The following is a 23,196-nucleotide window of genomic DNA, read 5'->3' as shown; positions in this document are numbered from 1 at the left end:
CGATGTGTATAAGAGCCAGGAACCTCACACCGCACCAGCCATCCCTGCCCCGGAGGTCCTTCCGTGACCCGAGTGCTCGTCGTCGAGGATGAGGAATCCTTCAGCGACGCCCTGTCCTACATGCTCCGCAAGGAGGGCTTCGAGGTCGCGATCGCCGCGACCGGGCCCGACGGGCTCGACGAGTTCGAGCGCAACGGCGCCGACCTCGTCCTCCTCGACCTGATGCTCCCCGGCCTGCCCGGCACGGAGGTCTGCCGGCAGCTGCGCGGCCGCTCCAACGTCCCCGTGATCATGGTGACCGCCAAGGACAGCGAGATCGACAAGGTCGTCGGGCTGGAGATAGGAGCCGACGACTACGTCACGAAGCCCTTCTCCTCGCGGGAGCTGGTCGCCCGCATCCGCGCGGTCCTGCGCCGCCGCGGCGAGCCGGAGGAGGTCACCCCGGCGGCCCTGGAGGCGGGCCCCGTCCGCATGGACGTCGACCGCCACGTGGTCACCGTCTCCGGAGCCAAGGTGGACCTCCCGCTGAAGGAGTTCGACCTGCTGGAGATGTTGCTGCGCAACGCGGGCCGCGTGCTGACCCGCATGCAGCTCATCGACCGGGTCTGGGGCGCCGACTACGTCGGCGACACCAAGACCCTCGACGTCCACGTCAAGCGCCTGCGCGCCAAGATCGAGCCCGACCCGGGCGCGCCCCGCTACCTGGTCACGGTCCGCGGCCTCGGCTACAAGTTCGAGCCGTAAGCCGTAGCCGTAGCCATAGCCGTACCGTGGGCACCCCGTGGAAGCCGTACGGCAACGGCCCCCGTCCGCATCGAGCGGACGGGGGCCGTTGCCGTGTGTACGGTGCTGCGCGCCTCAGTGGCCGGCGCTGGGGGACGAGGACCCGGACGGGCTGCCCGCGGGGCTGCCCGAGGCCGAGCCGGACGGCGTGGCCCCCGGCGAGCCGGAGGGGGTGCCCGAGGGGCTGCCGGACGGGCTGCCCGAGGGGCTGGCGCCCGCGGCCGGGGCCTCGGTGGCGCCGACGCCCGCGTACATGCCGGTCGCCGGGACGACGAAGGCCTCCAGCGCCACGTCACCCGTGGAGCTGAGCTGGAAGACGACCTTCTGCGCGTCGCCGTCCAGGACGGACTCGCTGCCGCTGGAGATGATGGCGGAGGCGTTGCCCTTGCCGCCCAGGACCACGGAGCCGCCGGCCGGTACGACCAGCTTGGACGCGCCGCCCGCGGGCTTCACCGTCACGGTGGCCTTGCCACCCGGAAGAGTGATGGCGTCGACGGTCTGATCCTTGGTACCGGCGTTGAACAGCGTCGCTGCGACGGCGGCCGGGCCCTTCTTGTTCTTCTCCTGCGTGACCACCAGGGCGTTCTGAATCTTGATGTCGCCCTTGGTGACGGCGGCGTTGTCCGGCTTGACCTGGAGAGTCTGCGCATCCTGGCCCGCACCGCAGGCGGCCAGCGAGGCGATCGAGAACACGACGGCGGTGGCGGCGAGGGCGCCGCGTCGAAGGCTGCGGCTCACGGCGGCGGCTTCTCCTTGGACGTACGAATCGGAAGGGTGGACTCCCCCGGTCGTCGCAGGGAGGGGCCCCTCGGGAACGGCCGAAGTAAAGCCGCTCTAAGGGGGTGCAGCGCGCTTAGGTTACCGAGCCGTCGCCCCGCGCCCGCACCCGACCCTCCGCAGCGCGGGGGCCGCCCTGTCCGGGTCGTGTCCCGGCGCCGCCGCGGCCGGGTGATCTTTGCATTCGGGGAAATGGCCGATGGACGTCCGATGATCAATTTCCGGATTCCTTCGAACACCGCCGGTGATCGAATTCCGGATTGGGCCGGAACGCGCCCCGCCGGGGCGGTCGCCAGTCGAACGGAGTAGTTCGGTTTCCCGCCCCGGAAACCGGCAAAACAGGACGTACGTCACACCGGCGGGGGTCTTGGCCGGGCGCGGCGCGGCCGATTCGGTCGGTCCGCACAGAGCCTCCGACCTGCGAATACCCTCTCCCGGAAGCCTCCCGCAGCACGTTCCTGTCCGTGTTGTCAAGCCCCGAGATGTGCCCTGACCTGCGAAAACGCCATTCATAACGGTCGATTCTCGTGTTACCCTGGATAGCCACGGAAGGGGTACCTGTCACATGACGTTCAAGGTTGGCGACACCGTGGTCTATCCCCATCACGGGGCCGCGCTGATCGAGGCCATTGAGACTCGCCAGATCAAAGGCGTGGACAAGACCTACTTGGTGCTCAAGGTCGCCCAGGGCGACCTGACCGTTCGCGTGCCTGCGGACAATGCGGAGTTCGTCGGCGTTCGCGACGTAGTCGGCCAGGACGGCCTGGAACGGGTCTTCGAGGTGCTCCGCGCACCGTTTGCCGAAGAGCCCACGAACTGGTCACGGCGCTACAAGGCAAATCTGGAGAAGCTCGCTTCTGGCGATGTCATCAAGGTCGCCGAAGTCGTGCGCGACCTGTGGCGTCGTGAGCGTGAGCGCGGGCTTTCCGCGGGCGAGAAGCGCATGCTCGCGAAGGCGCGCCAGATCCTGGTGAGCGAGCTCGCGCTCGCCGAGAACACCAACGAGGACAAGGCGGAAGCCCTCCTCGACGAGGTGCTCGCGTCCTGACGCGATCACCCGTACGCCCCGGTCACGCACAGTCGCCCGGTCGTACATAGAGTTGTGCCGCGGTGCCCGATGACAAGGAAACTTGTTGCCGGGCGCTGCGGCATGTCTGTATCCACTGCCTGTTGATATCCACTGCCTGTCGACAACTCGACCTGTTGACAACAAGATCCGTTGACAACACCTGTGCTGAACAAGCCGACATCGTTCACTGGCGTGCCGGGTCCGGGCAGCCGACTCGACCGGTCGTCACGGAAGGGGCGAGGGCGTCGCACCCGGCACCCTTCAGGCCATACCCATGTCGGCCGAAGTCACAAACCTGGCTCGGAGCTACTGATGTCTGACGAATCGCGCCCCCATCGCACCGCCGCGGTGATCCCGGCCGCCGGCCGCGGGGTCCGGCTCGGTCCCGGCGCCCCCAAGGCCCTGCGGACCCTGGGCGGACTGCCCATGCTCATCCACGCCGTCCGCGCCATGGCGCGCTCCCGCGCCGTCTCCCTCGTGGTCGTCGTCGCCCCGCCGGCCGACACCGTAGAGGTGCGCCGCATGCTCGACGAGCACGCGCTGCCCGACCGCACGGAGGTCCTGGTCGTCGCCGGCGGCGAAACCCGCCAGCAGTCCGTGCGCGCCGGCCTCGCCGCCCTCCCGGCCGACATCACCGCCGTACTCATCCACGACGCGGCCCGCCCGCTCGTCCCCGTGGACACCGTCGACTCCATCGTCGAGGCCGTCCGCGACGGCGCCCCCGCCGTCGTGCCCGCCATGCCGCTGGCCGACACCGTCAAGGAGGTCGAGCCGGGCCGGCCCGGCGAACCCGAGCCGGTCGTCGCCACCCCCGTCCGGGCCCGGCTGCGCGCCGTACAGACCCCGCAGGGCTTCGACGTGGCCACGCTGCTGCGCGCGCACGAGAAGCTCGCGGCGGGCACGGCCGACGGCGAGGGCGCCACAGACGACGCCGGGATGGTGGAACAGCTCGGCGTCACCGTCGTGGTGGTCCCCGGACACGAAGAGGCCTTCAAGGTCACCCGCCCGCTCGACCTGGTCCTCGCCGAGGCCGTACTCGCCCGCAGGAGGGCCACCGATGCCTACTAGTCCCGACAGCGCCGCCGCCGGCGCCGCCCGTACCGACGCCCCCGTGATCCCGCTCGTCGGCATCGGCACCGACGTCCACGCCTTCGAGACCGGCCGCGAGCTGTGGTGCGCCGGCCTGCTCTGGGAGGGAGAGGACGGCCTCGCCGGCCACTCCGACGGCGACGTCGCCGCGCACGCCGCCTGCGACGCCCTCTTCTCCGCCGCCGGAGTCGGCGACCTCGGCGCCCACTTCGGCACCTCGCGCCCCGAGTGGTCCGGCGCCGCCGGGATCACGCTGCTGGCCGAGGCCGCCCGCATCGTCCGCGCCGAAGGCTTCGAGATCGGCAACATCGCCATCCAGGTGATCGGCGTACGCCCCAAGATCGGCAAGCGGCGCGAAGAAGCACAGAAGACGCTCACCGCCGCGGCGGGCGCCCCCGTCTCGCTCTCCGGCACCACCACCGACGGACTGGGCCTCACCGGCCGCGCCGAAGGCCTCGCCGCCATCGCCACGGCCCTCGTCTACCGGACGAACCGGGCCTAGTACCCCGTACGGGGGCCGCTCCCGCGGCTCTTCGACAACAAAGCGGGCCCCGCGTACCGAAAGGGTCGCGGGGCACTGCTACGGGCGCACTACCCTGGATGCCGTGACTATTCGCCTGTACGACACCAGCGCCCGGCAGATCCGTGACTTCATCCCGCTCGTTCCGGGCTGCGTCTCGATCTACCTCTGCGGCGCCACCGTGCAGGCGGCTCCGCACATCGGTCACGTCCGCTCGTACCTGAACTTCGACATCGCCCGCCGCTGGTTCACCCACCGCGGGCTCGACGTCACCTTCATCCGCAACGTCACCGACATCGACGACAAGATCATCGCGAAGGGTGAGGCCCAGGGCCGCCCCTGGTGGTCCATCGGCTACGAGAACGAGCGCGCCTTCAACGACGGCTACAACGCGCTGGGCTGCCTCCCGCCCACGTACGAGCCGCGCGCCACCGGCCACGTGCCGGAGATGATCGAGATGATGCGCGGGCTCATCGAGCGCGGCCACGCCTACGTCGCCGACGGCAGCGTCTACTTCGACGTGCGCTCCTTCCCCGGCTACCTGGAGCTCTCCAACCAGGACATCGACGACCTGCGCCAGCCCGCCGAGTCGGGCATCACCGGCAAGCGCGACCCGCGCGACTTCGCCATGTGGAAGGCCTCCAAGCCCGGCGAGCCCGACTGGGAGACCCCGTGGGGCCGCGGCCGTCCCGGCTGGCACCTCGAGTGCTCCGCGATGGCGCACAAGTACCTCGGCAGCGCCTTCGACATCCACGGCGGCGGGCTCGACCTGATCTTCCCGCACCACGAGAACGAGATCGTCCAGGCCAAGGCCTACGGCGACGAGTTCGCGAAGTACTGGATGCACAACGCCTGGGTCACCCTCTCCGGCGAGAAGATGTCCAAGTCGCTCGGCAACTCCGTCCTCGTCTCCGAGATGCTCAAGGTCTGGCGCCCGATCGTCCTGCGCTACTACCTCGGCACTCCGCACTACCGCTCGATGATCGAGTACAGCGTGGAGTCCCTGCGCGAGGCCGAGTCCGGCTTCGCCCGCATCGAGGGCTTCATCCAGCGCGTCATCGAGAAGGCCGGCAAGACCGTCGAGCCCGCCGCCGAGGTCCCGCCCGCCTTCGCCGAGGCCATGGACGACGACCTGGGCGTCCCGCAGGCGCTCGCCATCATCCACACCACCGTCCGCCAGGGGAACAGCGCGCTCGCCGCCGACGACAAGGACGCGGCCATCGCGCGCCTGTCGGAGGTACGGGCCATGCTGGGCGTCCTCGGCCTCGACCCCCTCGACCCGCACTGGGCGGGCGAAGCCGACCGCGGCGAGGACCTCCACGGAGCCGTGGACACCCTCGTGCGCCTGGTCCTGGAGCAGCGCGAGTCCGCCCGCGCCCGCAAGGACTGGGCCACCGCCGACGCCATCCGCGACCAGCTGCAGCAGTCCGGCCTCGTCATCGAGGACAGCCCCACGGGCCCCCGCTGGACGCTCGGCCCCCGCTGAGCCACCCGGAGCGGCCCCACCGCGCAGTCCCACTGGCGCACTCAGATTGGGCCGCCCGGCGTTCCGGGCGGCACACTCTTCATACGTACATATCGCAGCACCAACGAAACAGGTAGAGGTCATGGCCGGGAACAGCCAGCGCAGGAACCGCCGCACGTCCAACAAGAAGGGCGCGACGGTCGGCAGCGGTGGCCAGCGGCGCAAGGCCCTCGAAGGCAAGGGCCCCACGCCCAAGGCCGAGGACCGCAAGAAGCACAAAGCCAACCGCATCAGCAACGCCATGGCCCGCCAGGCCGCCAAGCGCCGCCCGGCCCCGCGCCGCGGCGGCCCCAAGGGCACCAGCGAGATGGTCGTCGGCCGCAACCCGGTCTTCGAGGCGCTGCGCGACGGCGTACCGGCCGTCACCCTCTACGTCCAGCAGTTCATCGACAACGACGAGCGCGTGCGCGAGGCCCTCCAGCTCGCGGCCGCGCGCGGCAACATCAACCTGATGGAAGCCCCGCGCCCCGAGCTCGACCGGCTGACCAACGGCCTCAACCACCAGGGCCTGGTCCTCCAGGTCCCGCCGTACGAGTACGCGCACCCGGAGGAGCTCACCGCCGCCGCGTACGACAACGGCGAGGACCCGCTCATCGTCGCCCTCGACGGCGTCACCGACCCCCGCAACCTCGGCGCGATCGTCCGCTCCGTCTCCGCCTTCGGCGGCCACGGCGTGGTCATCCCCGAGCGCCGCGCCGCCAGCATGACCGCCGGCGCCTGGAAGTCCTCGGCCGGCACCGCCGCCCGCACCCCGGTCTCCCGGGTCACCAACCTGACCCGCGCCATCCAGGACTACAAGAAGGCCGGCATCACCATCGTCGGCCTCGCCGCCGAGGGCACGCACGAGGTCCACGAACTCGAAGCGCTGGGCGGCCCCGTCGTCATCGTCATCGGTTCCGAGGGCAAGGGCCTGGGCCGCCTCGTCGGCGAGAACTGCGACTACCTCGTGCGCATCCCGATGCCGGGCGGCGCCGAATCGCTCAACGCCGGCGTCGCCGCGGGCGTCGTCCTCTACGAGGCCGCCCGCCGCCGCGCCACCCGCGGCCGCGCCTGACCGACCGGATCCGCGGGATCGACCGGATCCGTGGGATCGACCGGATCCGTGGGATCGACCGGATTGACCGGATCCGCGGGATCTGCTTGATCCACTTGGCTCACACGGCGTGACCCGTGAGCGTGCCACCCCGTCCCCCGTGGGCGGGGTGGCTTGATTTGACGGGTCTCGGACACATCCCTGATGTCAAGGCAGTGTCCTAAACACCCGTCACTCGGTTAGATGAGTGTGGACACCAGAACGCCAGGGTTCGACGACCAGCCCGCGCTGAGCATGGTCAAGGTGCCGTGCGACCCCGCACAGGTCATCGTCAACCACGCCAGCTTCCGCGTGCGGCTCGCACCGAGCCCCAGCGCGCGTCCCAGGCCCGCGGGCGCCTCCGGGCTCGCCCCCGCGCTCGGCGGGGCCCTCGCCGCCGCCGGAGCCGGCGCGGCCCGCCGCCGCCCCGTCGTGTGGAGCGGCAAGTCCGCCCCCGGCGACGCCGCGGCCAGCGCCGCCATGGGCGGCCTGCTCCAGGCCGTACGCGAGCACGGGCGCGGGCACGACGAGTACGACGGCGGAGCCACCCAGGTCATCCCGCGCATCGACCTCGCCCACGACCTCGCCGACGACACCCTCGCCACCCCGACCGTCATCGGCCAGCGCAGCTACGGCGACCTCGACGAGACCCGCCGGCAGCCCGCCCTGCGCGACCACCCGTACGAGGCCCACGGCGCCCCGTACGGCGAGGGCCCCGGGCCCGGCACGGACTCCCGCCGGGCCCCCGGCGACACCCGCGGCCAGGCCTCGTACTACCCCGGCCGCCGGATGAACCTCGGCGTCGTGCTGCTCCCGCTCCGCGTCTTCCTCGGCTTCATCTCCATCTACGCCGGCATGGGCAAACTGTGCGACCCCGTCTACTTCGACGGTGGCGAGCGCGGCTCCATGGTCACCTGGCTGCACACCCTCCAGCCCTGGGCGCTCGCCGAGCCGCTGCGCGACTTCGCGCTCGCCCACCCCGTCGGCGCGGGCCTGAGCGTGGCCTTCCTCCAGGTCATCGTGGGCGTGCTGACGGTGTTCGGCCTGTGGCAGCGGTTCGCCGCCTGCTTCGGGGCGCTCCTGTCCGCCGCCCTGCTCATGACCGTGAGCTGGAAGACCGTTCCCGCCTACGACGCGCCCGACATCATCTACCTCGCCGCCTGGAGCCCCCTGATCATCGCGGGCGCCCCCGTCTACTCCCTGGACGGGCGCCTCGCCAGCGAGGCCTGGCGCACGCTCGGCCCGCGCTCCGAGGTCTGGCGCCTGCGCCGCCGCGTACTGCGGCGCGGAGCCGTCATGGCCACCGTCGTCTGCGGGCTCACCCTGCTCATCGGCTCGCTCCTCGGCGGCGCCGTCCGCTCCACCACGGTCGTCACCGTCCCCGGACCGGGAGAGGCCCCGAGCAACTACCTGCCCGGGCGGCCGCTGCCCAGCACCCCGCAACAGCAGCAGCCCGTACGGCCCACCCCGTCCAAGCCCGCCGCACAGCCCTCCGCCGGAGCCTCCTCGCCGGCCGCCAAGTCGGGCCGCGGCGCGACCGGTTCGGCCTCCCCCGGCACCGGCGGGTCCGGATCGTCCCCGACCGCGACCCGGGGCACCACCGGCAGCCAGACCCCGCGCAGCACCCCGCGCCAGTCCACGCCGCAGAAGCCCCCGGCCAGCTCCTCCGGGACCCCCGGCGGGACCGGGGACGCGCCGTCGAAGAAGCCCGGACTGGTGGGCGGACTCCTCGGCTGAGGACTTCGGCCCGAGGCCGGAGGCCGGACCGTACGACCACACGACGAGAGGGGCCCGGCACGCGAGAGCGTGCCGGGCCCCTCTCGTCTTCGTGGTGGGGGCGGAGGGCTGGGAGCGGAAGGCTGAGCGCGGCCGTGGGGCCGGGACAGGGCCGAGGAGGCCCTACGCGCCGCCCTGCGCGGCCAACTCCCGTGCCGCCTCGGTCAGGTCCTTCGCCGTGTCGATCGCCCGCCAGTAGGCCCCCTGGGGCAGCGGGAAGCCCGCCAGGCGCCGCTCGCGGGCCAACCGCGGGAACGTCGTACGCTCGTGGTCGCCCAAGTCGGGGAGCAACGCGGCGAATTCGGGCCCGAAGACGTACACGCCGGCGTTCACCGGATACGGGGACTGCGGCGCCTCGATGAAGTCCAGTACGTGCCCGTACTCGTTGATCTCCACCACGCCCCACGGAATCCGGGGCCGGGCCAGCGCCAGGGTGGCCGTCGCCCCGCGCTCGGCGTGGAAGGCCGCCATCTCGCGCAGCGAGAAGCGCGTCCACACATCGCCGTTGGTCGCGAACCAGGCCTCCTCGGGCCGCGGTAGCCGGCGCGCCGCGTACTTCAGACCGCCGCCGCGGCCCAGCGGCTCGTCCTCGACCACCGTGGTCACGCGCAGCGGCAACTCGGCCCCGGCCAGCCACTCCTGGAGCACCTCGGCGAGGTGCCCGCACGAGACGACGGCGTCCGTCACCCCCTCGGAGGCCAGCCACGCCAGCTGGTGCCCGATGATCGGCACGCCCGTACCGGGGATCTCGACCATCGGCTTCGGGCGGTCGTCCGTGTACGGCCGCAGCCGCGAACCCTGGCCGCCCGCCAGGACGACTGCCTGGGTCGGGGAGGCCGGGAACGCGGCTGCGTGGGGTCGGGGCGCACACTCGGCGCGGGTCATGTCCGTGTCCGTGTCCGGTACTTGGGGTGGATGCGGGGCGAGGGTGAGGGCGCGTGGGCATCGTCAGATGTGTATAGAGACCAATCCGGGAGCACACGTGAATGACCCGCAGCGGTCCGACCGGGCCGACAGCGTCGTACGGGTCCTGCTCGCCGACGACGAGCAGATGATCCGGGCCGGCGTCCGGATGATCCTCAAGCACGCCGACGGCATCGACGTGGTCGCCGAAGCCGCCGACGGGGCCCAGGCCGTGGAGCTCGCCGCGCGGCACCACCCCGACGTGGTCCTCCTCGACATCCGGATGCCCGTCCTCGACGGCCTCGCCGCCATCGGACCGCTCACCGCGCTGGACCCGGCGCCGCAGGTCGTCGTCCTCACCACCTTCGGCGACGAGGAGAACGTGCTGCGCGCGCTCGCGGCCGGGGCCACGGGCTTCCTGCTGAAGGACGAGGGCCCCGACGAACTGATCAGCGCCGTACGGTCGGCCGCGAGCGGTGACGCCGTCCTGTCGCCCGGGGTCACCGGCACCGTCATCCGCCGGATGCTGCAGGGCGGCGGCGCAGGCGGCGGGCGCCCCGCCGCCCCGGCCGGTCCCGACGCGCGGATCGCCGCGCTCACCGAGCGGGAGCGGGACGTACTCGCCCTGCTCGGCGCGGGCCTCGCCAATCTGGAGATCGGCCGCCGGCTCGGCATCGGCATCGGAACGGTCAAGACGCACGTCGGCTCCATCCTGGAGAAGACCGGCTGCGCGGGACGGGTCCAAGCCGCCCTCCTCGCCCACCAGACGGGCCTCGCGGCCGGGGAGTGACACCGGGCGCGACGCCCGACGGCAGCGCCGGGTTCGGCCGAAGGATGCAGGTCAGGCGGGTAGATCGGACTCAAGTCGCATACAAGATCGGGGACCTGAGGGCGACGACGACGAGGCGGGCGCGCGCGGAGGATGGAGGCATGTTCCCCACAGACCCGCGCAATGCCCTCGCCCACAAAGCCCAACTCGTCATGACCGCCCTCGCCGTCGTCCTGCTCGGTGTCGCGTTCGCCGTCTTCCGGCACGCCGGTCTTCGGAGACGCCGTCAACAAACCCCACCGAAGCGCCACCGCCCAGAACTTCGAGGAACACCGCCGCCAACCACGCACCCGCCGCCGACCGCCGCGGGCCGGCCGCCGCGGACGAGTCGGCGCTCGACGCGAGGACCGCCTCCGAGGGCGGGCATGCGCCCACCCGTCGGCACCACGAGCTCACCGCCAAGGCGGTGCGAGGCAGTTCGGCCGCCCAGTGCTGTGACCGGAAAGGTCCACCGGATCGCGGCGCCCGGCACGGCACCTCGCCGCGTTGTCGGACCACGGCGGTACGTCCAGTGCGAGGCGTGGCCCTCCGCCCGGGGGCCCCTCCCGGCGGTAGCTGGGGGAGAGGCACCGCACCGGACACCGCGACCCGGCAAACCTTTCCGGCCACAGCACTAGGCACTCGGGACGAACCGGGTCCTGCTGCCTGGCCAGAGGGTGGAAACGAGAGACGGTGCCCTGATCGGCCCGGCCGACTGAACACGCTGGACGCGATCAACACCCGGTAGCGCCCGCTGCCTTCCAGCCCTGGCCCGCCATCAGTCGGGCACGTGCGCAGCTCCGGTACCCGGGGTGACGTGCGTCGTTAGAAGGTGCGTGCGCAGCCGCCCCAGCCGAACCGCGACCCCTGCCCAGGCCCCCGCGAGAGCCGCCCGGGCCGCGCCGCCCGAAGCCACTGCGGCCCGCACCCTCACCACGGCTCTCACCCTCACGCTCGCCCTCGCCCTCGCGCCGTCCGGGGCCGCGGCAGCGGCCCCGGAGGTCCCGGCCGACAAGCCGCAGGTGCTGAGCGTCTGGACCCAGGGGACCGGCGCCAGCTACGAGTCCTGGACGGCGGCGCGCGCGAACCGGGACGCCTGGCAGTCGTACGGCTTCGACTGGTCGACGGACTACTGCACGACCTCCCCGGACAACCCCTTCGGCTTCCCCTTCCGCACGGCGTGCGCCCGCCACGACTTCGGCTACCGCAACTACAAGGCGGCGGGGGAGTTCGCGGCCGCCAAGAACCGGCTGGACGACATGTTCCACGCTGACCTGAAGCGGGTCTGCGCCCGTTACTCGGGTGCGAAGAAGGCTTCCTGCGACGGCACCGCGTGGACTTACCACCAGGCGGTCAAGGCCTTCGAGTAACCGCCGCACGTGCTTACGCCACCGCTACGGCAGGCTCGCTAAGGTGCCCTGACCTGCACGAAAGCCCTCCGCAAGCGGAGGGCTCGATGTGGTGGGAAAAGAGTGCCCCCGGCAGGACTCGAACCTGCGGCCAAGTGCTTAGAAGGCACCTGCTCTATCCACTGAGCTACGGGGGCCGGAAGGTGGCCGTGGTGGCCTGGAGCCCCTGGGTGGGGGTGGGACTGTGGTCCGTGCCGGGTCAAGGATAGGGCTCCGGTTGCCTTGTCCCGGTTGCTTCACTCGCGTGCCACGATGTGGAGGTTCGGTGAAGCGGTCCCGATAATCGCAGGCAGGTGCGATTCTCGCACCGCTTTTGCGCCGTGGCGCCCTGGGTGTTGTGCACTCGTTATGCCTGCGCCCCACTCGTCCGCTGTGTCCAGGATGTCCCAGTGGAGTAGCGGTCGGCGCGCAGAGGACGTATAAGCTTCAAAAATGGTCCCAAATTGGGCATTCTTCGCATGTGGTGACCTTGGATGTTCGGCCTCAGCTGCTCGATGCCCTGTCCGCCCTGCGCGACCGGGTCGCGTCCGTGCGTCTGCCGCTGCCCCTGCCCGGCGCCCCCCGCGCCCGCCAAACCAGAGCCGAGCTGCTCGCGCAGCTCGACGACTACCTCGTACCCCGGCTGAAGGCGCCGGAGGCGCCGCTGCTCGCCGTCGTCGGCGGGTCCACCGGAGCCGGTAAGTCCACCCTCGTCAACTCCCTCGTAGGGCGCCAAGTGAGTGAGGCCGGGGTACTCCGGCCCACGACACGCACCCCCGTGCTTGTCTGCCATCCGGATGATCATCACTGGTTCGCCGGGGTGAGGGTGCTGCCCGACCTGATGCGCGTCTGGGTTCCGCAGGGCGAGGAAGACGCCCTGCCGGCAGCCCGCAGAACCCCCCACAGACCACCGCAGCCCCACGGGCACACCGCCCGCGAAGTACGCATCGAGACCGTCTCCACCCTGCCCCGCGGTCTCGCCATCCTCGACGCCCCCGACATCGACTCCCTCGTCGTCGACAACCGGACGCTCGCCGCCGAACTCATCTGCGCCGCCGACGTCTGGGTCATGGTCACCACCGCATCGCGGTACGCGGACGCCGTGCCCTGGCACCTCCTGCGCACCGCCAAGCAGTACAAGGCCACCCTGATCACCGTCCTCGACCGGGTGCCGCACCAGGTGCTCGCCGAGGTCTCCCGGCAGTACGGGGCCCTGCTCACACGGGCCGGGCTGGGCGACGTACCCCGGTTCACCGTCCCCGAGCTGCCCGAATCGGCCGGCGGAGGCGGGCTCCTGCCCGCCAGCGCCGTCGCGCCGCTCTTCGCCTGGCTCGCCCACCACGCGCAGGATCCGGCCGCCCGGCAGTACGCCGTCGGACGCACCGCGCTCGGCGCGCTCGACTCCCTCGGGCGCCGGATGCCGGAGCTCGCCTCGGCCGTCGCGGCCCAGCACGCTGCCGCCGTACGGCTGACTTCCGCCGTCGAAGACGCCTACAAGAGGGAGGGCAAGAGGGTCCGCAACCGGCTCGACCGCGGCGCGGTGCTCGCCGGGGACGCGCTGACCCGCTGGCGCGGCTACCCCCTCGACACCAGCGCCGACGAACTCCTCGACTCCCTCGCGGAATCCCTCGCCGCGCTGCTCCAGTGCGCCGTGGCCGCCGCCGACGAACGGATCGCCGAGGCCTGGCGGCGCGAGCCGGCCGCGGGCGCCGTCGCACTGCCCGCCCCCGACCGGGAGGCGGCGGAACGTATCGGCATGGCGGTACGGCGCTGGCGGCGCGTGCTGGAGGAACTCGCCGAGGACGAGGTGGCGCGGCTCGAGAAGCAGCCCGCGCCCGACCCCGACGGGGTGGCCGCCCTGCTGGTCGCCGCCCTCCTCGGAGGCAAGCGGGCCCGCCCGGCGGGGGAGAAGCTCGCCGAGCGGATCGGGGTACAGGCCGCCGTACGCCTGCGCGACCGGGGCGGCGAGCTCGTCGGCGAACACCTCGACCAGGTGCTGCGCGCCGAACGCGACCGCCGCCTCGCCCCGATCGAGGCACTCGAAGTGAGCCCCGAACCCCAGGCCGAGCTGATCGCCGCCCTGTCCCTACTGCAGAAGGAGAGGTGATGAGGTGACTGCCCTGACCGACCGCACCGACGACCGCTGGGACGACGGACTCATCGCACGCTCGCGTCCCCGGGTCACCGACGACGACTGGCCCGCGACCGGCGACGACGAGGGTGACGAGGCGCTCGTACGGGCGGTTTCCGGCGCCGGGAGCGATGGGGGCAAGGCGCCCGCACCTCCGCTCAGTCCCGAGGCGCAGGCGCTGCGCGTCCGCCTCGACGCGCTGCGCCAGCTCATCGGGCTTTCCCGGACCAGGATCCTCGACGGCAAGACCCTCGCCGAAGCCGGACGGGTCCTCGACGAGGCCGCCGCACGGCGCGGGCTCTCCGCGCAGCACACGGTCGTCGCCATCGCGGGCGCCACCGGAAGCGGCAAGTCCACCCTCTTCAACTCGCTCGCCGGAGTGCAGATCTCCGAAACCGGGCTGCGCAGGCCGACGACCGCCGCACCCATCGCCTGCAGCTGGTCCGACGGCGCGGCCGGCCTCCTCGACCGCCTCGAGATCCCCGGACGCCTGCGCCGCCGCCCCCGTGAGACCTCGGAGGCGGAAGCGCTGCGCGGAATGGTCCTCGTCGATCTGCCCGACCTGGACTCGGCGGTCGGCGCGCACCGCGACCACGTGGACCGGGTGCTGGCGCTGGTCGATGCCGTGGTGTGGGTGGTGGACCCGGAGAAGTACGCGGACGCGGTGCTGCACGAGCGGTACCTGCGGCCGCTGGCCGGGCACGCGGAGGTGACCTTCGTCGTGCTGAACCAGGTGGACCGGCTGCCCGGCGAGGCCGCCGACCTCGTACTGGACGATCTGCGCAGGCTCCTCGACGACGACGGGATCGCCCTCGGCGAGCACGGCGAACCCGGCGCCACCGTCCTCGGGATCTCCGCTCTTACGGGTGAAGGAGTCGGGGAACTGCGCGAGCTCCTCGGACAGTTCACCCAGGAGAAGGGAGCCGCCACCCGGCGGATCTCCGCGGACGTGGACAAGGCCGCCACCCGCCTGCGGCCGCTCTACGTCGCCGACGGCCACCCCGGCCCGGAAATCGGGGAGACGGCGCGCGCCGAGTTCGAGGACCGGCTCGCCGAGGCGGTCGGCGCGTATGCGGCCGGGCTGGCCGCCGAGCGCGCCTGGCGGCGCAACGCCGGAAAGGCGTGCGGGACCCCGTGGCTGCGCCTGTGGCGCTGGTACGAGAGCCGGCGCGCCCCGCGCTCGCTGGCCGGCCTCGCCGCCCTGGCGGCGATCGGACGCTCCGCGACGGCCTCCGAGCTGCCGGTCGAGGAGGAGGTGACGGCCCGTCAGCGGGTGGAACAGGCCGTGCGGACCGTCGCCGACGAGGCGGTACGCGGCCTGCCCGACCCGTGGGCGCAGGCCGTACGGGAGACCGCGGTGCGCGGAGCGGAGGGGCTCCCGGAGGCGCTCGACGAGATCGCGGTGACGCTGGGCGCGGCGGTCGCGGTGCCCAGCGTCAAGCCCCCGCGACCCTCCTGGTGGCCTGCGGCGGTCCTCGCGCAGGCGGCCATGACGCTCCTGCAGATCTACGGCGGGCTCTGGCTGGTCGGACAGATCGCCGGAGTCCTGGAACCGAAGCTGATGCCGCCGGTGCTCCTGATGGTGGCGGGCATCATCGGCGGACCGCTCGTGGAGTGGGCCTGCTCGATCGGGGCCCGGGGCCCGGCACGGCGCTACGGGCAGGACGCGGAGCGGCGGCTGCGGCAGGCTGCGGCCGGCTGCGGGCGGGCGCGGGTGCTGGAGCCGGTGGCGGCCGAGCTGCTGCGCTACCGGGAGGTGCGCGAGCAGTACGCGACGGTGGCGAAGTTGTCCACAACCCGTCAGTAATCCACAGGCTCCGGCGGATTCCGGCGGACCGGGCCAGCATGGTCGTACCTCGTGCGGATGGTCCGGACGGGTACGGAATGCGGGTCGGGCGGGCGCTTCGCCGAGCGGGCGGCCGCGGCCCCGGGAGGACGGCCGGGATGAACGACACCCAGGTGACGCTGGTGGGCTACGTGGCCACCCAGATCGACTACAAGGAGACGCCGAGCGGCCCCGCGGCCCGGTTCCGCTTCGCGGTGACCCCGAGGTACTTCGACCGGAAGAAGGAGGCCTGGGCGGACGCGCCCACCAGCTTCTACACGGTGTGGGCCCGGCGCGGCCTCGCCGTGAACCTCGCCGGATCCGTTTCCGTCGGCGAACCGCTGGTGGTCCACGGGCGGCTGCGGGTGCGCGAGGACCCGCCCGACGGGGAGGGGAACAGGTGGTTCTCCGCGCAGATCGACGCGACGGCCATCGGACACGACCTCAACCGCGGTACGGCGGCCTTCCGGCGGGTCGTCAGAACGGACACCCCGCTGATGGGCACTCAGAAGGCGGCGGTGGTCTGAGTGTTCGAAGAGGCTAGGATTCCCCGGTACTCACGGGCACCTGGGCCTTCGGCCCGAAGGGGAAGACTGTGTCGATTGCCGTTCCCGCATCCTCCGCTCCTGCTCCCGCTCCTGTTCGCGCTCCTGTTCCTGTCCCGGCTCCGGCTCCTGTTCGCGCTGTTGCTCCTGCCACCGCTCCTCAGGCCGATCCGGTCGATCCGGTCGCGGCTCCTGCCGTCGCGCCGGCCCCCGGTCCGGCCCCCGGTCCGGCCCCCGGTCCGGCCACCGGTCCTGCCGCCGCGGCCCCACGGGGCTCCGCGCGGCGCCCGCTCGCGGTCGCGCTGCTCGCCGCCGCGCTGGCGGCGGCGCCGGCCGCCGGGGCCGCCGCCGACGGCGGCCCCGGCGCACCCCGGACCCCGGAGGGCGCGAGCGCCGTGCTCGACGGGCTGAAGACCTACGGGCAGGCGGTCCTGCGCGGCGCGGACGGCTCGGTGCGGCAGATCCCCGCCGGGCTGTACGAGATGCGGGTCGACGGGGGCGGGATGCTCCAGACCTACGGGGTCGGCGTCGCGGGCAACGCGCAGCCCCAGACCCGCTACACGGAGAGCGGGTGGAGCGGTACGCCGCTCGCCGGCAACGGCGAGGCGGCCCGGATCCGCTGGGTCCTGGAGCACTCCTACCCCCAGCTGAACGATCTGGCCGGGCTCGCCAAGGCGGCCGGGGCCGCCGCGCTCACCGCGGAGAGCGCGGCGGCCGGCACCCAGGTGGCCATCTGGCGGCTGGCCGACGGCGTGCGCGTGGAGGCCGCCGACCCGCAGGCGGAGAAGCTGGCGGACTACCTCATGCGGGAAGCCGGCCGGCTGCCGGAGCCGCCGGCCTCGCTGGCGGTGGACCCGGGCGAGGTGTCGGGACCGCTGGGCACCCGGATCGGGCCGGTCACCGTGCGGACGAGCGCGCAGAGCGTGAGCGTGACCCCGGACGCCGCGGCCGTGGCCATGGGGGTGCGGGTGGTGGACGCCGAGGGGCGGCCCGTCACCGCCGCCGCCAACGGGAGCAAGCTGTTCTTCGAGGTGCCGGCGGGGACGCCGGACGGCACGGCCTCGGTCACCGTCCACGGCTCCACCCGGGTACCGGTCGGGCGGGTCTTCACCAGCGGGATCCCGGCGCAGGTCCACATCGTCGCCGGGTCCAGCCAGTCCGCCGCCGTGGCCACGGCGACGGCGCGGTGGCCGCAGGCTCCCGACGTACGGCCGGCCGGTGCGGTGGAGGCGGGCACGGCCGTCACCACGCTCGGCGCGGTGTCCGCACCCGCCTCCGCGGCGGGCCCGGACACCTCGGAGGAGCGGCTGGCCTCCAGCGGCAGCTCCGCGGCCACCCCGGTGATCGCCTCCCTGGCGGTGGGCCTGGTGGTCCTGGGCGGACTGGTCGTCCTGCTCCTGCGCAAGCGCCCCCTGGAGGACGGGCCCGGCCAGGGTCCGATTCCGGGGGAGGATCGCGGGTAGAGGCAGGAAATGGCTGATCAAGAGTTGACCTGGCGGGGTGCGGTCGCGCGGGGCGACCGGTGGCTGTTCGACGTGGTGGCCCGCCGGCACTGGCCGGGGGCCGACCGGGTGCTGCCGCGGCTCGGGCGGGCCGCGAACCACGGGGTGCTGTGGGGCGGGACCGCCGCGGCCCTCGCCGTCTTCGGCTCGGCCGGGGCCCGCAAGGCCGCCGTACGCGGACTCGCCTCGCTGGCGCTGGCCTCCGCGACCATCAACACCGTCGGCAAGTGGTCGGTGCGCCGGCCGCGCCCGATGCTGGACGGGGTGCCCGCCGGGCGCCGGCTCGCCACGCAGCCGCAGACCACGTCCTTCCCCTCGGGGCATTCGGCGTCCGCGTTCGCCTTCGCTGCTGGCGTGGCCCTGGAGTCCCCGGGCTGGGGCGCCGCGCTGGCCCCGGTGGCCGCCTCCGTCGCCTTCTCCCGGGTGTACACCGGGGTCCACTACCCCTCCGACGTGCTCGCCGGGGGGGCGCTCGGGGTGGCGGCGGGACTCGTCGTACGCCGCCTCACGCGGGACGTCGAGGAGGCCCGGATCGTGCCGGGCGACGAGCGGACGGCCTCCACCGCGCCGGCGCTGCCCGACGGCGCCGGGCTCACGGTCGTGGTCAACTCCGGCTCGGGCTCGGCCGCCGCGGCGGGGCCCGACACGGTGCGGGAGCGGCTGCCCAAGGCCGAGTTCGTCGAGTGCGGCGGGCCCGAACTCGTCGCCGAACTGGCCAGGGCGGCCGACCGTTCCACCGTGCTCGGCGTGTGCGGCGGCGACGGCACGATCAACGCGGCCGCCACCGCCGCGTTGCGCGCCGGGATCCCGCTGGCGGTGTTCCCCGGCGGCACGCTCAACCACTTCGCGCTGGACCTCGGCCTCGCCGGCACCGAAGACACCTGCCGGGCCGTGGCGGCCGGGCACGCGGTCCACATCGGAATCGGCCGCTTCACCCCGGGCCCGGACCCCGAGGACCCGAGGGCCGGCTACTTCCTGAACAACTTCAGCATCGGGGCCTACCCGGAGCTGCTGGGCCACCGGCTCCGCTGGGCGCCCCGGATCGGCGGCGGTCCCGCCGCCCTGCTGGCGGCCTGGCGGGTCCTGCGCGCGCAGCGCCCCGTACGCCTCACGCTCGCCGGACGCCCGCGCAGCGTCTGGCTGCTCTTCGCGGGCAACGGCACCTACCGGGGCACGGGCCCGGCGCCCCGCTACCGCGAGAGCCTGGGGGAGGGCCTGCTCGACGTCCGGCTCGTCCACGGCGGCGGCCGCCCCGGCCCCCGCCTGCTCGCCGCCGCCCTCGCGGGCCCGCTGACCCGCTCGCCGGTCCACGCCGCCACCCGGCTGCGGAGCCTGCGTGTCGGCGACATCCCGGCCGGCACCCCGCTCGCCTACGACGGGGAGTACGCGTACGCCCCGGCCGCCCTCGTCCTGGAGGAGCTCCCGGACGCCCTCACGGTGTACCGCCCCCGCTGACGCACGGGTCGGGATGGGCCTGCTGCTGATGGTGCCGATCCACGTGCTGCGCAGGCGGCTGCGGGATTCGCTGCTGCAGAACACGCTCTCGCTGCTGATCCCGTTCGTGGCCTACGCGGCCGCCGAGCGGGTGCACGCCTCGGGCGTGCTGGCGGTCGTGGTGGTCGCGCTGTACCTCGGGCACCACAACTGGCAGGTCGACTTCGCGACCCGGCTCCAGGAGGAGGCGGTGTGGAAGGTGGTCGCCTTCATCCTCGAATCGGTGGTCTTCGCGCTGATCGGGCTCCAACTGCCGGTGGTGCTGAAGGGGCTCGGGGAGTACGAGGGCATGGCCGCGGCCGGCTACGCGCTGGCGGTCTTCGCGGTCGTGGTGGCGGCCCGCTTCGCGTGGGTCTTCCCGGCGACGTTCCTGCCGAGGGTGCTCTCGCGGCGGATCCGGGAGCGGGAGCCGGAGACGAACTGGAAGGCGCCGGTCATCGTCGGATGGGCCGGCATGCGCGGCGTGGTCTCGCTGGCGATCGCCTTCTCCGTGCCGATCAGCGTGCCGCACCGGAACCTGATCCTGTTCCTGACGTTCACCACGGTGATCGGCACCCTGGTGGTCCAGGGCCTGACGCTGCCGCCGCTGATCCGCCTGCTGCGCCTGCCCCCGCGCGACACCCACGCCGACACCCTGGCGGAGGCCCAGGCCCAGAGCGAGGCCTCGCGGGCCGCGGAGGAGCGCCTGACGGAACTGCTGGCCGCACCGGCGAACGCCCTGCCGCCGCCGCTGGCGGACCGGCTGCGGACGGTGCTGGAGCGCAGGCGCAACGCCGTGTGGGAGCGGCTGGGCGAGGTCAACGCGGTGACCGGCGAGTCGGCGGACGAGGTGTACCGCCGGCTGGCCGGGGAGATGATCGCGGCGGAGCGGGAGGTCTTCGTGTCGCTGCGGGACGCGCGCCGCATCGACGACGAAATGCTGCGGGCCCTGCTGCGCCGGCTGGACCTGGAGGAGGCGGCGGCCTACCGCGAGGAGTCGGCGTAGCCGCGGCGCGGGATGTACCCCCCTACGGGCGGCCCGTGACGACCGCCGCCAGGGTGGTGCCCGGGGGGAAGGCGCCGGCCCGGGTGAGTTCGAGCAGGGCCCAGAGGAGCTTGGCCACGTAGATCCGCTCCACCGGCAGCCCGTGGCGGGAGGCGAAGTCCGCGGCGAAGGCCTCCAGGGCGTCGGGGACCCGGGCGTAGCCGCCGTGGGCGAAGCCCTCGGCGAGCGACCAGTCGCCCGCCGGGCCGCCGAACGCCGCCGCCTGGAGGGAACGTATCTCCGCCTCCAGGAACCCGCCCCCGACCACCGGGACGCCCACCGCCCGCTGGCCCGGGGCCAGCCCGGCCGCCAGCCCGGCCAGGGTGCCCCCGGTGCCGCAGGCCACCGCGGCGACGTCGCAGGCGCCCCGCAGTTCGTGGCCGAGCTCGGCGCAGCCCCGTACCGCGAGCGCGTTGCTGCCGCCCTCCGGGATGACGTAGGCGTCGGCCGCACCGGCCCGCGCGGGCAGGGCGGCCTTGTCCCGGTAGGCCGAACGGGTCACGAAGTGCAGCCGCATGCCGTCCGCCGCGCACCGGGCCAGCGAGTCGTTCAGCGGGCGCCCCGCGAGCTCGTCGCCCCGTACGATCCCGACGGTCGCCAGCCCCAGCAGCCGGCCCGCGGCGGCGGTGGCCCGCAGGTGGTTGGAGTAGGCCCCGCCGAAGGTCACGAGCTCCGTACGGCCCTCGGCGACGGCGGCCCGCAGATTCGGCGCGAGCTTGCGCCACTTGTTGCCGGGCAGCTCGGGATGGACCAGATCGTCCCGCTTGAGCAGCAGCCGCACACCGTGCCGCCCGAACCGCTCGTCGCGGACCTCCCGCAGGGGGGAGGCCGGCCGGGGCCGCAGGATCAGCTCGGGGTCGCCTGGACGGTTCACGCCCCCATTGTGTGCCGCCCGCGCGCCCGCCGTCGCACGTCAGAGCGGTGCGGGCGTCATTTCAGGCGTTCCTCGACGCGGGTGCGCATCGAGGCCATCGTGAAGCCCTTCGGGTCGATCTTGCCCGGCTGCCATTCGAGGTGGCCGACGACCGAGCGGGCGGTCCAGCCGTGGGCGCGGCACAGGGCGGCCGAGGCGCGGGCCATCGCGTCGAGTTGGGCCGCCGGCCAGGGGTCCTCGCCGTCGCCGAGGTTCTCGCACTCGAAGCCGTAGAAGTACCGGTTGCCGTCGGTGTCCGCCCGGTGGTCCGGGGGGAGGCGCTTCTCCGCGATCACCGCGGCCAGGACGTCGGAGTCGCCCGCCCCGGCGTGGTTGGCGCGGCCGTGGCCCACGAGGTGGACCCGGCCGTCCTTGGTGATCACGCCGTGGCAGAGCGGGCCGGGGAGGGCCTCGTCGCCGTCGCGGCAGAGCCGGACGGTGAAGGCGGTCCCGTGCGTGACGGTGTGGTGGAGCATCACCCCGTGCACCGGGCCCCAGGGCCCCTTGTGGTTGCGGTTGCGGGTGCGCCAGCCGCCGACTTCGACGACGGTCAGGCCCTCGGCCCGCAGGGCGTCGATGAACCGGTCCGCGGACAGGGGTGCGGACATGGCCGCCTCCTTGACTCTGAGTGAGGGGTACGTCACTCAACGTTTAGTGGAGGCGGCCATTCCGCCGCAAGGGCGCAAGACCGGCGCACGGCTCACGCGGAGGCGAGCCACAGGTCGGGGCCGAAGACCTCGTAGTGGACGTCCGCCGGCGCCACACCCTTGGCGATGAGCTGCTCGCGGGCCGCCCGCATGAAGGGGAGCGGTCCGCAGAGGTAGGCCAGGGTGCCCGGGGCGACGGGGACGGCGGCGAGGTCGAGGCGGCCCTCGTGGTCGCCGGGCTCCGCGTCGGCCTCGTACCAGAAGTGGGCCCGGGCGTCCGCGAGCTTGTGGGTCAGGGCCCGGTGGTCGGCGCGCAGGGCGTGGTCGGCGGGGGAGCGGTCGGCGTGCAGGACGGTCACCGGGGCCGTGTGCGCGGTGTCCGCCAGGTGCTCCAGCATCGAGAGCATCGGGGTGCAGCCGATGCCGGCCGAGGCGAGGACCACCGGCGCGGCGGAGTCCCGCAGGACGAGGTCGCCGTACGGGGCGGAGACGCGCAGGGTGTCACCGGTGCCGATCCGGGTGTGGAGGTGGTGGGAGACCTCGCCGTCGGGGCCGCCCGCGGCCGGTCCGTGGACCCGCTTGACGGTGAGGGAGCGGAGGGGTGATCCCGGGGCGCTGGAGAGGCTGTACTGGCGGATCTGGTGGGCGCCGTCGGGGAGTTCGACCTGGACGGAGACGTACTGGCCGGGCTTGAAGCCGGGCGCCGGGGCGCCGTCGGCCGGGGTGAGGTGGAAGGTGGCGCAGTCCGCGGTCTCCTCGACGCGGGCGGCGACCGTCCAGTCGCGCCAGACGTCGCCGGCCAGGACCTGCTGCTCGGCGTAGAGGCGCTCCTCGATGGTGATGAGGGCGTTCGCCATCAGCCAGTAGACCTCGTCCCAGGCCTCGGCGACCTCGGGGGTGACGGCCTCGCCGAGGATCTCGACTATGGCCTCGAAGAGGTGCGTGTGGACGATCGGGTACTGCTCGCGGGTGACGCCGAGGGAGGCGTGCTTGTGGGCGATGCGGTTCAGCATCACGTCGGGGCGGTCGTCCGGGTGGGCGACGAGGTGGGTCGCGAAGGCGGCTATGGAGCCGGCGAGGGCCTGCTTCTGGAGGCCGGCGTTCTGGTTGCCGCGGTTGAAGAGGTCGCGGATCAGCTCGGGGTGGGCCGCGAAGAGCTTCCCGTAGAAGAGCTCCGTGATGTCGCCGATCGCCGCGCCGACGGCGGGCAGGGTGGCTCGTACGGTCGCGGCCGACTTCTCGGAAAGCATCTGGGGGACTCCTCGCGTAGGGGTGGTTCGCGGAACCGGCTGCAGAACTGGCATATGAGATGCCTATTTTTGAAAACAGGCCCACAGGGTCCGCCGCGGTGCGTACTTCTGTTCGAAGGGTCTGTCGGGTTCAGGCTATGCGGGCCGGCCGGCGG

19 protein-coding genes, 1 tRNA gene and 1 pseudogene are annotated in these 23,196 nt (G+C 73.2%); 15 read left to right on the top strand and 6 right to left on the bottom strand.

All coding sequences use genetic code 11. The features are described 5' to 3' along the window. Nucleotides 1-63: 63 nt before the first annotated feature. Nucleotides 64-744: a response regulator transcription factor gene (locus DRB96_RS34430; RefSeq protein ID WP_086575133.1), complete on the top strand. Its 681-nt coding sequence runs from the start codon at nt 64-66 to the stop codon at nt 742-744. 114 nt (nt 745-858) lie between these two features. On the opposite strand, the gene DRB96_RS34425 is transcribed toward DRB96_RS34430, so the two are convergent. Further along, nucleotides 859-1,521, bottom strand: a complete 663-nt coding sequence (locus DRB96_RS34425) for a DUF461 domain-containing protein (RefSeq protein ID WP_112451968.1) — start codon at nt 1,519-1,521, stop codon at nt 859-861. Nucleotides 1,522-2,125: 604 nt separating this feature from the next. Here DRB96_RS34425 and DRB96_RS34415 point away from each other — a divergent pair. From DRB96_RS34415 to DRB96_RS34390, 6 genes are all read left to right on the top strand, one after another. Continuing rightward, nucleotides 2,126-2,608, top strand: coding sequence for a CarD family transcriptional regulator (locus DRB96_RS34415; protein ID WP_112451967.1), 483 nt, complete (start codon nt 2,126-2,128; stop codon nt 2,606-2,608). A 333-nt stretch (nt 2,609-2,941) separates the two neighbouring features. Continuing rightward, a complete protein-coding gene (gene ispD, locus DRB96_RS34410; protein WP_112451966.1) occupies nt 2,942-3,697 on the top strand; it encodes a 2-C-methyl-D-erythritol 4-phosphate cytidylyltransferase in 756 nt (251 codons plus the stop codon). Then, nucleotides 3,687-4,220 carry a 2-C-methyl-D-erythritol 2,4-cyclodiphosphate synthase gene (gene ispF, locus DRB96_RS34405; protein ID WP_112451965.1) on the top strand — a complete coding sequence of 178 codons (534 nt, stop codon included), beginning with the start codon at nt 3,687-3,689 and terminating at the stop codon, nt 4,218-4,220. Before ispD ends, ispF begins: the two co-directional genes overlap by 11 nt. 103 nt (nt 4,221-4,323) lie before the next feature. Then, nucleotides 4,324-5,724, top strand: coding sequence for a cysteine--tRNA ligase (gene cysS / locus DRB96_RS34400; protein ID WP_112451964.1), 1,401 nt, complete (start codon nt 4,324-4,326; stop codon nt 5,722-5,724). Between the two features lie 121 nt (nt 5,725-5,845). After that, nucleotides 5,846-6,817, top strand: a complete 972-nt coding sequence (gene rlmB, locus DRB96_RS34395; protein ID WP_112451963.1) for a 23S rRNA (guanosine(2251)-2'-O)-methyltransferase RlmB — start codon at nt 5,846-5,848, stop codon at nt 6,815-6,817. Nucleotides 6,818-7,039: 222 nt separating this feature from the next. Next, nucleotides 7,040-8,572, top strand: a complete 1,533-nt coding sequence (locus tag DRB96_RS34390) for a DoxX family protein (protein WP_112451962.1) — start codon at nt 7,040-7,042, stop codon at nt 8,570-8,572. Nucleotides 8,573-8,734: 162 nt separating this feature from the next. Here the strand turns inward: DRB96_RS34390 and DRB96_RS34385 are convergent, their stop codons facing one another. Beyond that, nucleotides 8,735-9,496 carry a nucleotidyltransferase family protein gene (locus tag DRB96_RS34385; protein WP_112451961.1) on the bottom strand — a complete coding sequence of 254 codons (762 nt, stop codon included), beginning with the start codon at nt 9,494-9,496 and terminating at the stop codon, nt 8,735-8,737. Nucleotides 9,497-9,593: 97 nt separating this feature from the next. On the opposite strand from DRB96_RS34385, the gene DRB96_RS34380 reads away from it, so the two are divergent. Further along, nucleotides 9,594-10,304 (top strand): response regulator transcription factor, encoded by a 711-nt coding sequence (locus DRB96_RS34380; protein ID WP_275432044.1) that lies wholly within the window; start codon nt 9,594-9,596, stop codon nt 10,302-10,304. An 854-nt stretch (nt 10,305-11,158) separates the two neighbouring features. Further along, nucleotides 11,159-11,692 (top strand): phospholipase, encoded by a 534-nt coding sequence (locus DRB96_RS34375; RefSeq protein WP_112451959.1) that lies wholly within the window; start codon nt 11,159-11,161, stop codon nt 11,690-11,692. 103 nt (nt 11,693-11,795) lie between these two features. Here DRB96_RS34375 and DRB96_RS34370 read toward each other — a convergent pair. Then, nucleotides 11,796-11,868: transfer RNA gene (locus DRB96_RS34370), tRNA-Arg, on the bottom strand. A 332-nt stretch (nt 11,869-12,200) separates the two neighbouring features. On the opposite strand from DRB96_RS34370, the gene DRB96_RS34365 reads away from it, so the two are divergent. From DRB96_RS34365 to DRB96_RS34340, 6 genes and pseudogenes are all read left to right on the top strand, one after another. Further along, nucleotides 12,201-13,817 carry a dynamin family protein gene (locus tag DRB96_RS34365; protein ID WP_112451958.1) on the top strand — a complete coding sequence of 539 codons (1,617 nt, stop codon included), beginning with the start codon at nt 12,201-12,203 and terminating at the stop codon, nt 13,815-13,817. 4 nt (nt 13,818-13,821) lie between these two features. Beyond that, nucleotides 13,822-15,648: a YfjP family GTPase gene (locus DRB96_RS34360; RefSeq protein ID WP_112451957.1), complete on the top strand. Its 1,827-nt coding sequence runs from the start codon at nt 13,822-13,824 to the stop codon at nt 15,646-15,648. Nucleotides 15,649-15,785: 137 nt separating this feature from the next. Next, the gene (locus DRB96_RS34355; RefSeq protein WP_112451956.1) at nt 15,786-16,193 is read left to right on the top strand and encodes a single-stranded DNA-binding protein; all 408 of its coding nucleotides are present in this window, start codon (nt 15,786-15,788) and stop codon (nt 16,191-16,193) included. Between the two features lie 413 nt (nt 16,194-16,606). Next, complete coding sequence (locus tag DRB96_RS34350) at nt 16,607-17,674, top strand: thioester domain-containing protein (protein ID WP_239517792.1); 1,068 nt, start codon at nt 16,607-16,609, stop codon at nt 17,672-17,674. A 9-nt stretch (nt 17,675-17,683) separates the two neighbouring features. Then, nucleotides 17,684-19,168 carry a bifunctional phosphatase PAP2/diacylglycerol kinase family protein gene (locus DRB96_RS34345; protein ID WP_112451955.1) on the top strand — a complete coding sequence of 495 codons (1,485 nt, stop codon included), beginning with the start codon at nt 17,684-17,686 and terminating at the stop codon, nt 19,166-19,168. Between the two features lie 7 nt (nt 19,169-19,175). After that, a pseudogene (locus DRB96_RS34340) lies at nt 19,176-20,192 on the top strand (cation:proton antiporter); the annotation flags it as partial. A gap of 22 nt (nt 20,193-20,214) precedes the next feature. Here the strand turns inward: DRB96_RS34340 and DRB96_RS34335 are convergent. The 3 genes from DRB96_RS34335 to DRB96_RS34325 form a co-directional block, all read right to left on the bottom strand. After that, nucleotides 20,215-21,105, bottom strand: a complete 891-nt coding sequence (locus tag DRB96_RS34335) for a pyridoxal-phosphate dependent enzyme (RefSeq protein ID WP_112451954.1) — start codon at nt 21,103-21,105, stop codon at nt 20,215-20,217. 56 nt (nt 21,106-21,161) lie between these two features. Next, on the bottom strand, nt 21,162-21,752 hold the full coding sequence (locus DRB96_RS34330) for an N-acetylmuramoyl-L-alanine amidase (RefSeq protein WP_112451953.1): 591 nt from the start codon (nt 21,750-21,752) through the stop codon (nt 21,162-21,164). A 92-nt stretch (nt 21,753-21,844) separates the two neighbouring features. Further along, nucleotides 21,845-23,041 (bottom strand): globin domain-containing protein, encoded by a 1,197-nt coding sequence (locus DRB96_RS34325; protein ID WP_112451952.1) that lies wholly within the window; start codon nt 23,039-23,041, stop codon nt 21,845-21,847. Nucleotides 23,042-23,196 lie beyond the last annotated feature (155 nt).

Origin of the sequence: Streptomyces sp. ICC1 (assembly GCF_003287935.1) — a bacterium.
In the GTDB taxonomy this organism is placed as follows: domain Bacteria; phylum Actinomycetota; class Actinomycetes; order Streptomycetales; family Streptomycetaceae; genus Streptomyces; species Streptomyces tritrimontium.
Note: the sequence above shows the minus strand (reverse complement) of the source record. Positions and strands in the feature narration are given on the sequence as shown.

Excerpts from the sequence above, each read along its gene's own strand:
- DRB96_RS34415 (WP_112451967.1), top strand. The coding sequence starts at position 2,126 with ATGACGTTCAAGGTTGGCGACACCGTGGTCTATCCCCATCACGGGGCC.
- ispD (WP_112451966.1), top strand. The coding sequence starts at position 2,942 with ATGTCTGACGAATCGCGCCCCCATCGCACCGCCGCGGTGATCCCGGCC.
- ispF (WP_112451965.1), top strand. The coding sequence starts at position 3,687 with ATGCCTACTAGTCCCGACAGCGCCGCCGCCGGCGCCGCCCGTACCGAC.
- rlmB (WP_112451963.1), top strand. The coding sequence starts at position 5,846 with ATGGCCGGGAACAGCCAGCGCAGGAACCGCCGCACGTCCAACAAGAAG.
- DRB96_RS34390 (WP_112451962.1), top strand. The coding sequence starts at position 7,040 with ATGAGTGTGGACACCAGAACGCCAGGGTTCGACGACCAGCCCGCGCTG.
- DRB96_RS34385 (WP_112451961.1), bottom strand. The coding sequence starts at position 9,496 with ATGACCCGCGCCGAGTGTGCGCCCCGACCCCACGCAGCCGCGTTCCCG.
- DRB96_RS34355 (WP_112451956.1), top strand. The coding sequence starts at position 15,786 with ATGAACGACACCCAGGTGACGCTGGTGGGCTACGTGGCCACCCAGATC.
- DRB96_RS34345 (WP_112451955.1), top strand. The coding sequence starts at position 17,684 with ATGGCTGATCAAGAGTTGACCTGGCGGGGTGCGGTCGCGCGGGGCGAC.
- DRB96_RS34330 (WP_112451953.1), bottom strand. The coding sequence starts at position 21,752 with ATGTCCGCACCCCTGTCCGCGGACCGGTTCATCGACGCCCTGCGGGCC.
- DRB96_RS34325 (WP_112451952.1), bottom strand. The coding sequence starts at position 23,041 with ATGCTTTCCGAGAAGTCGGCCGCGACCGTACGAGCCACCCTGCCCGCC.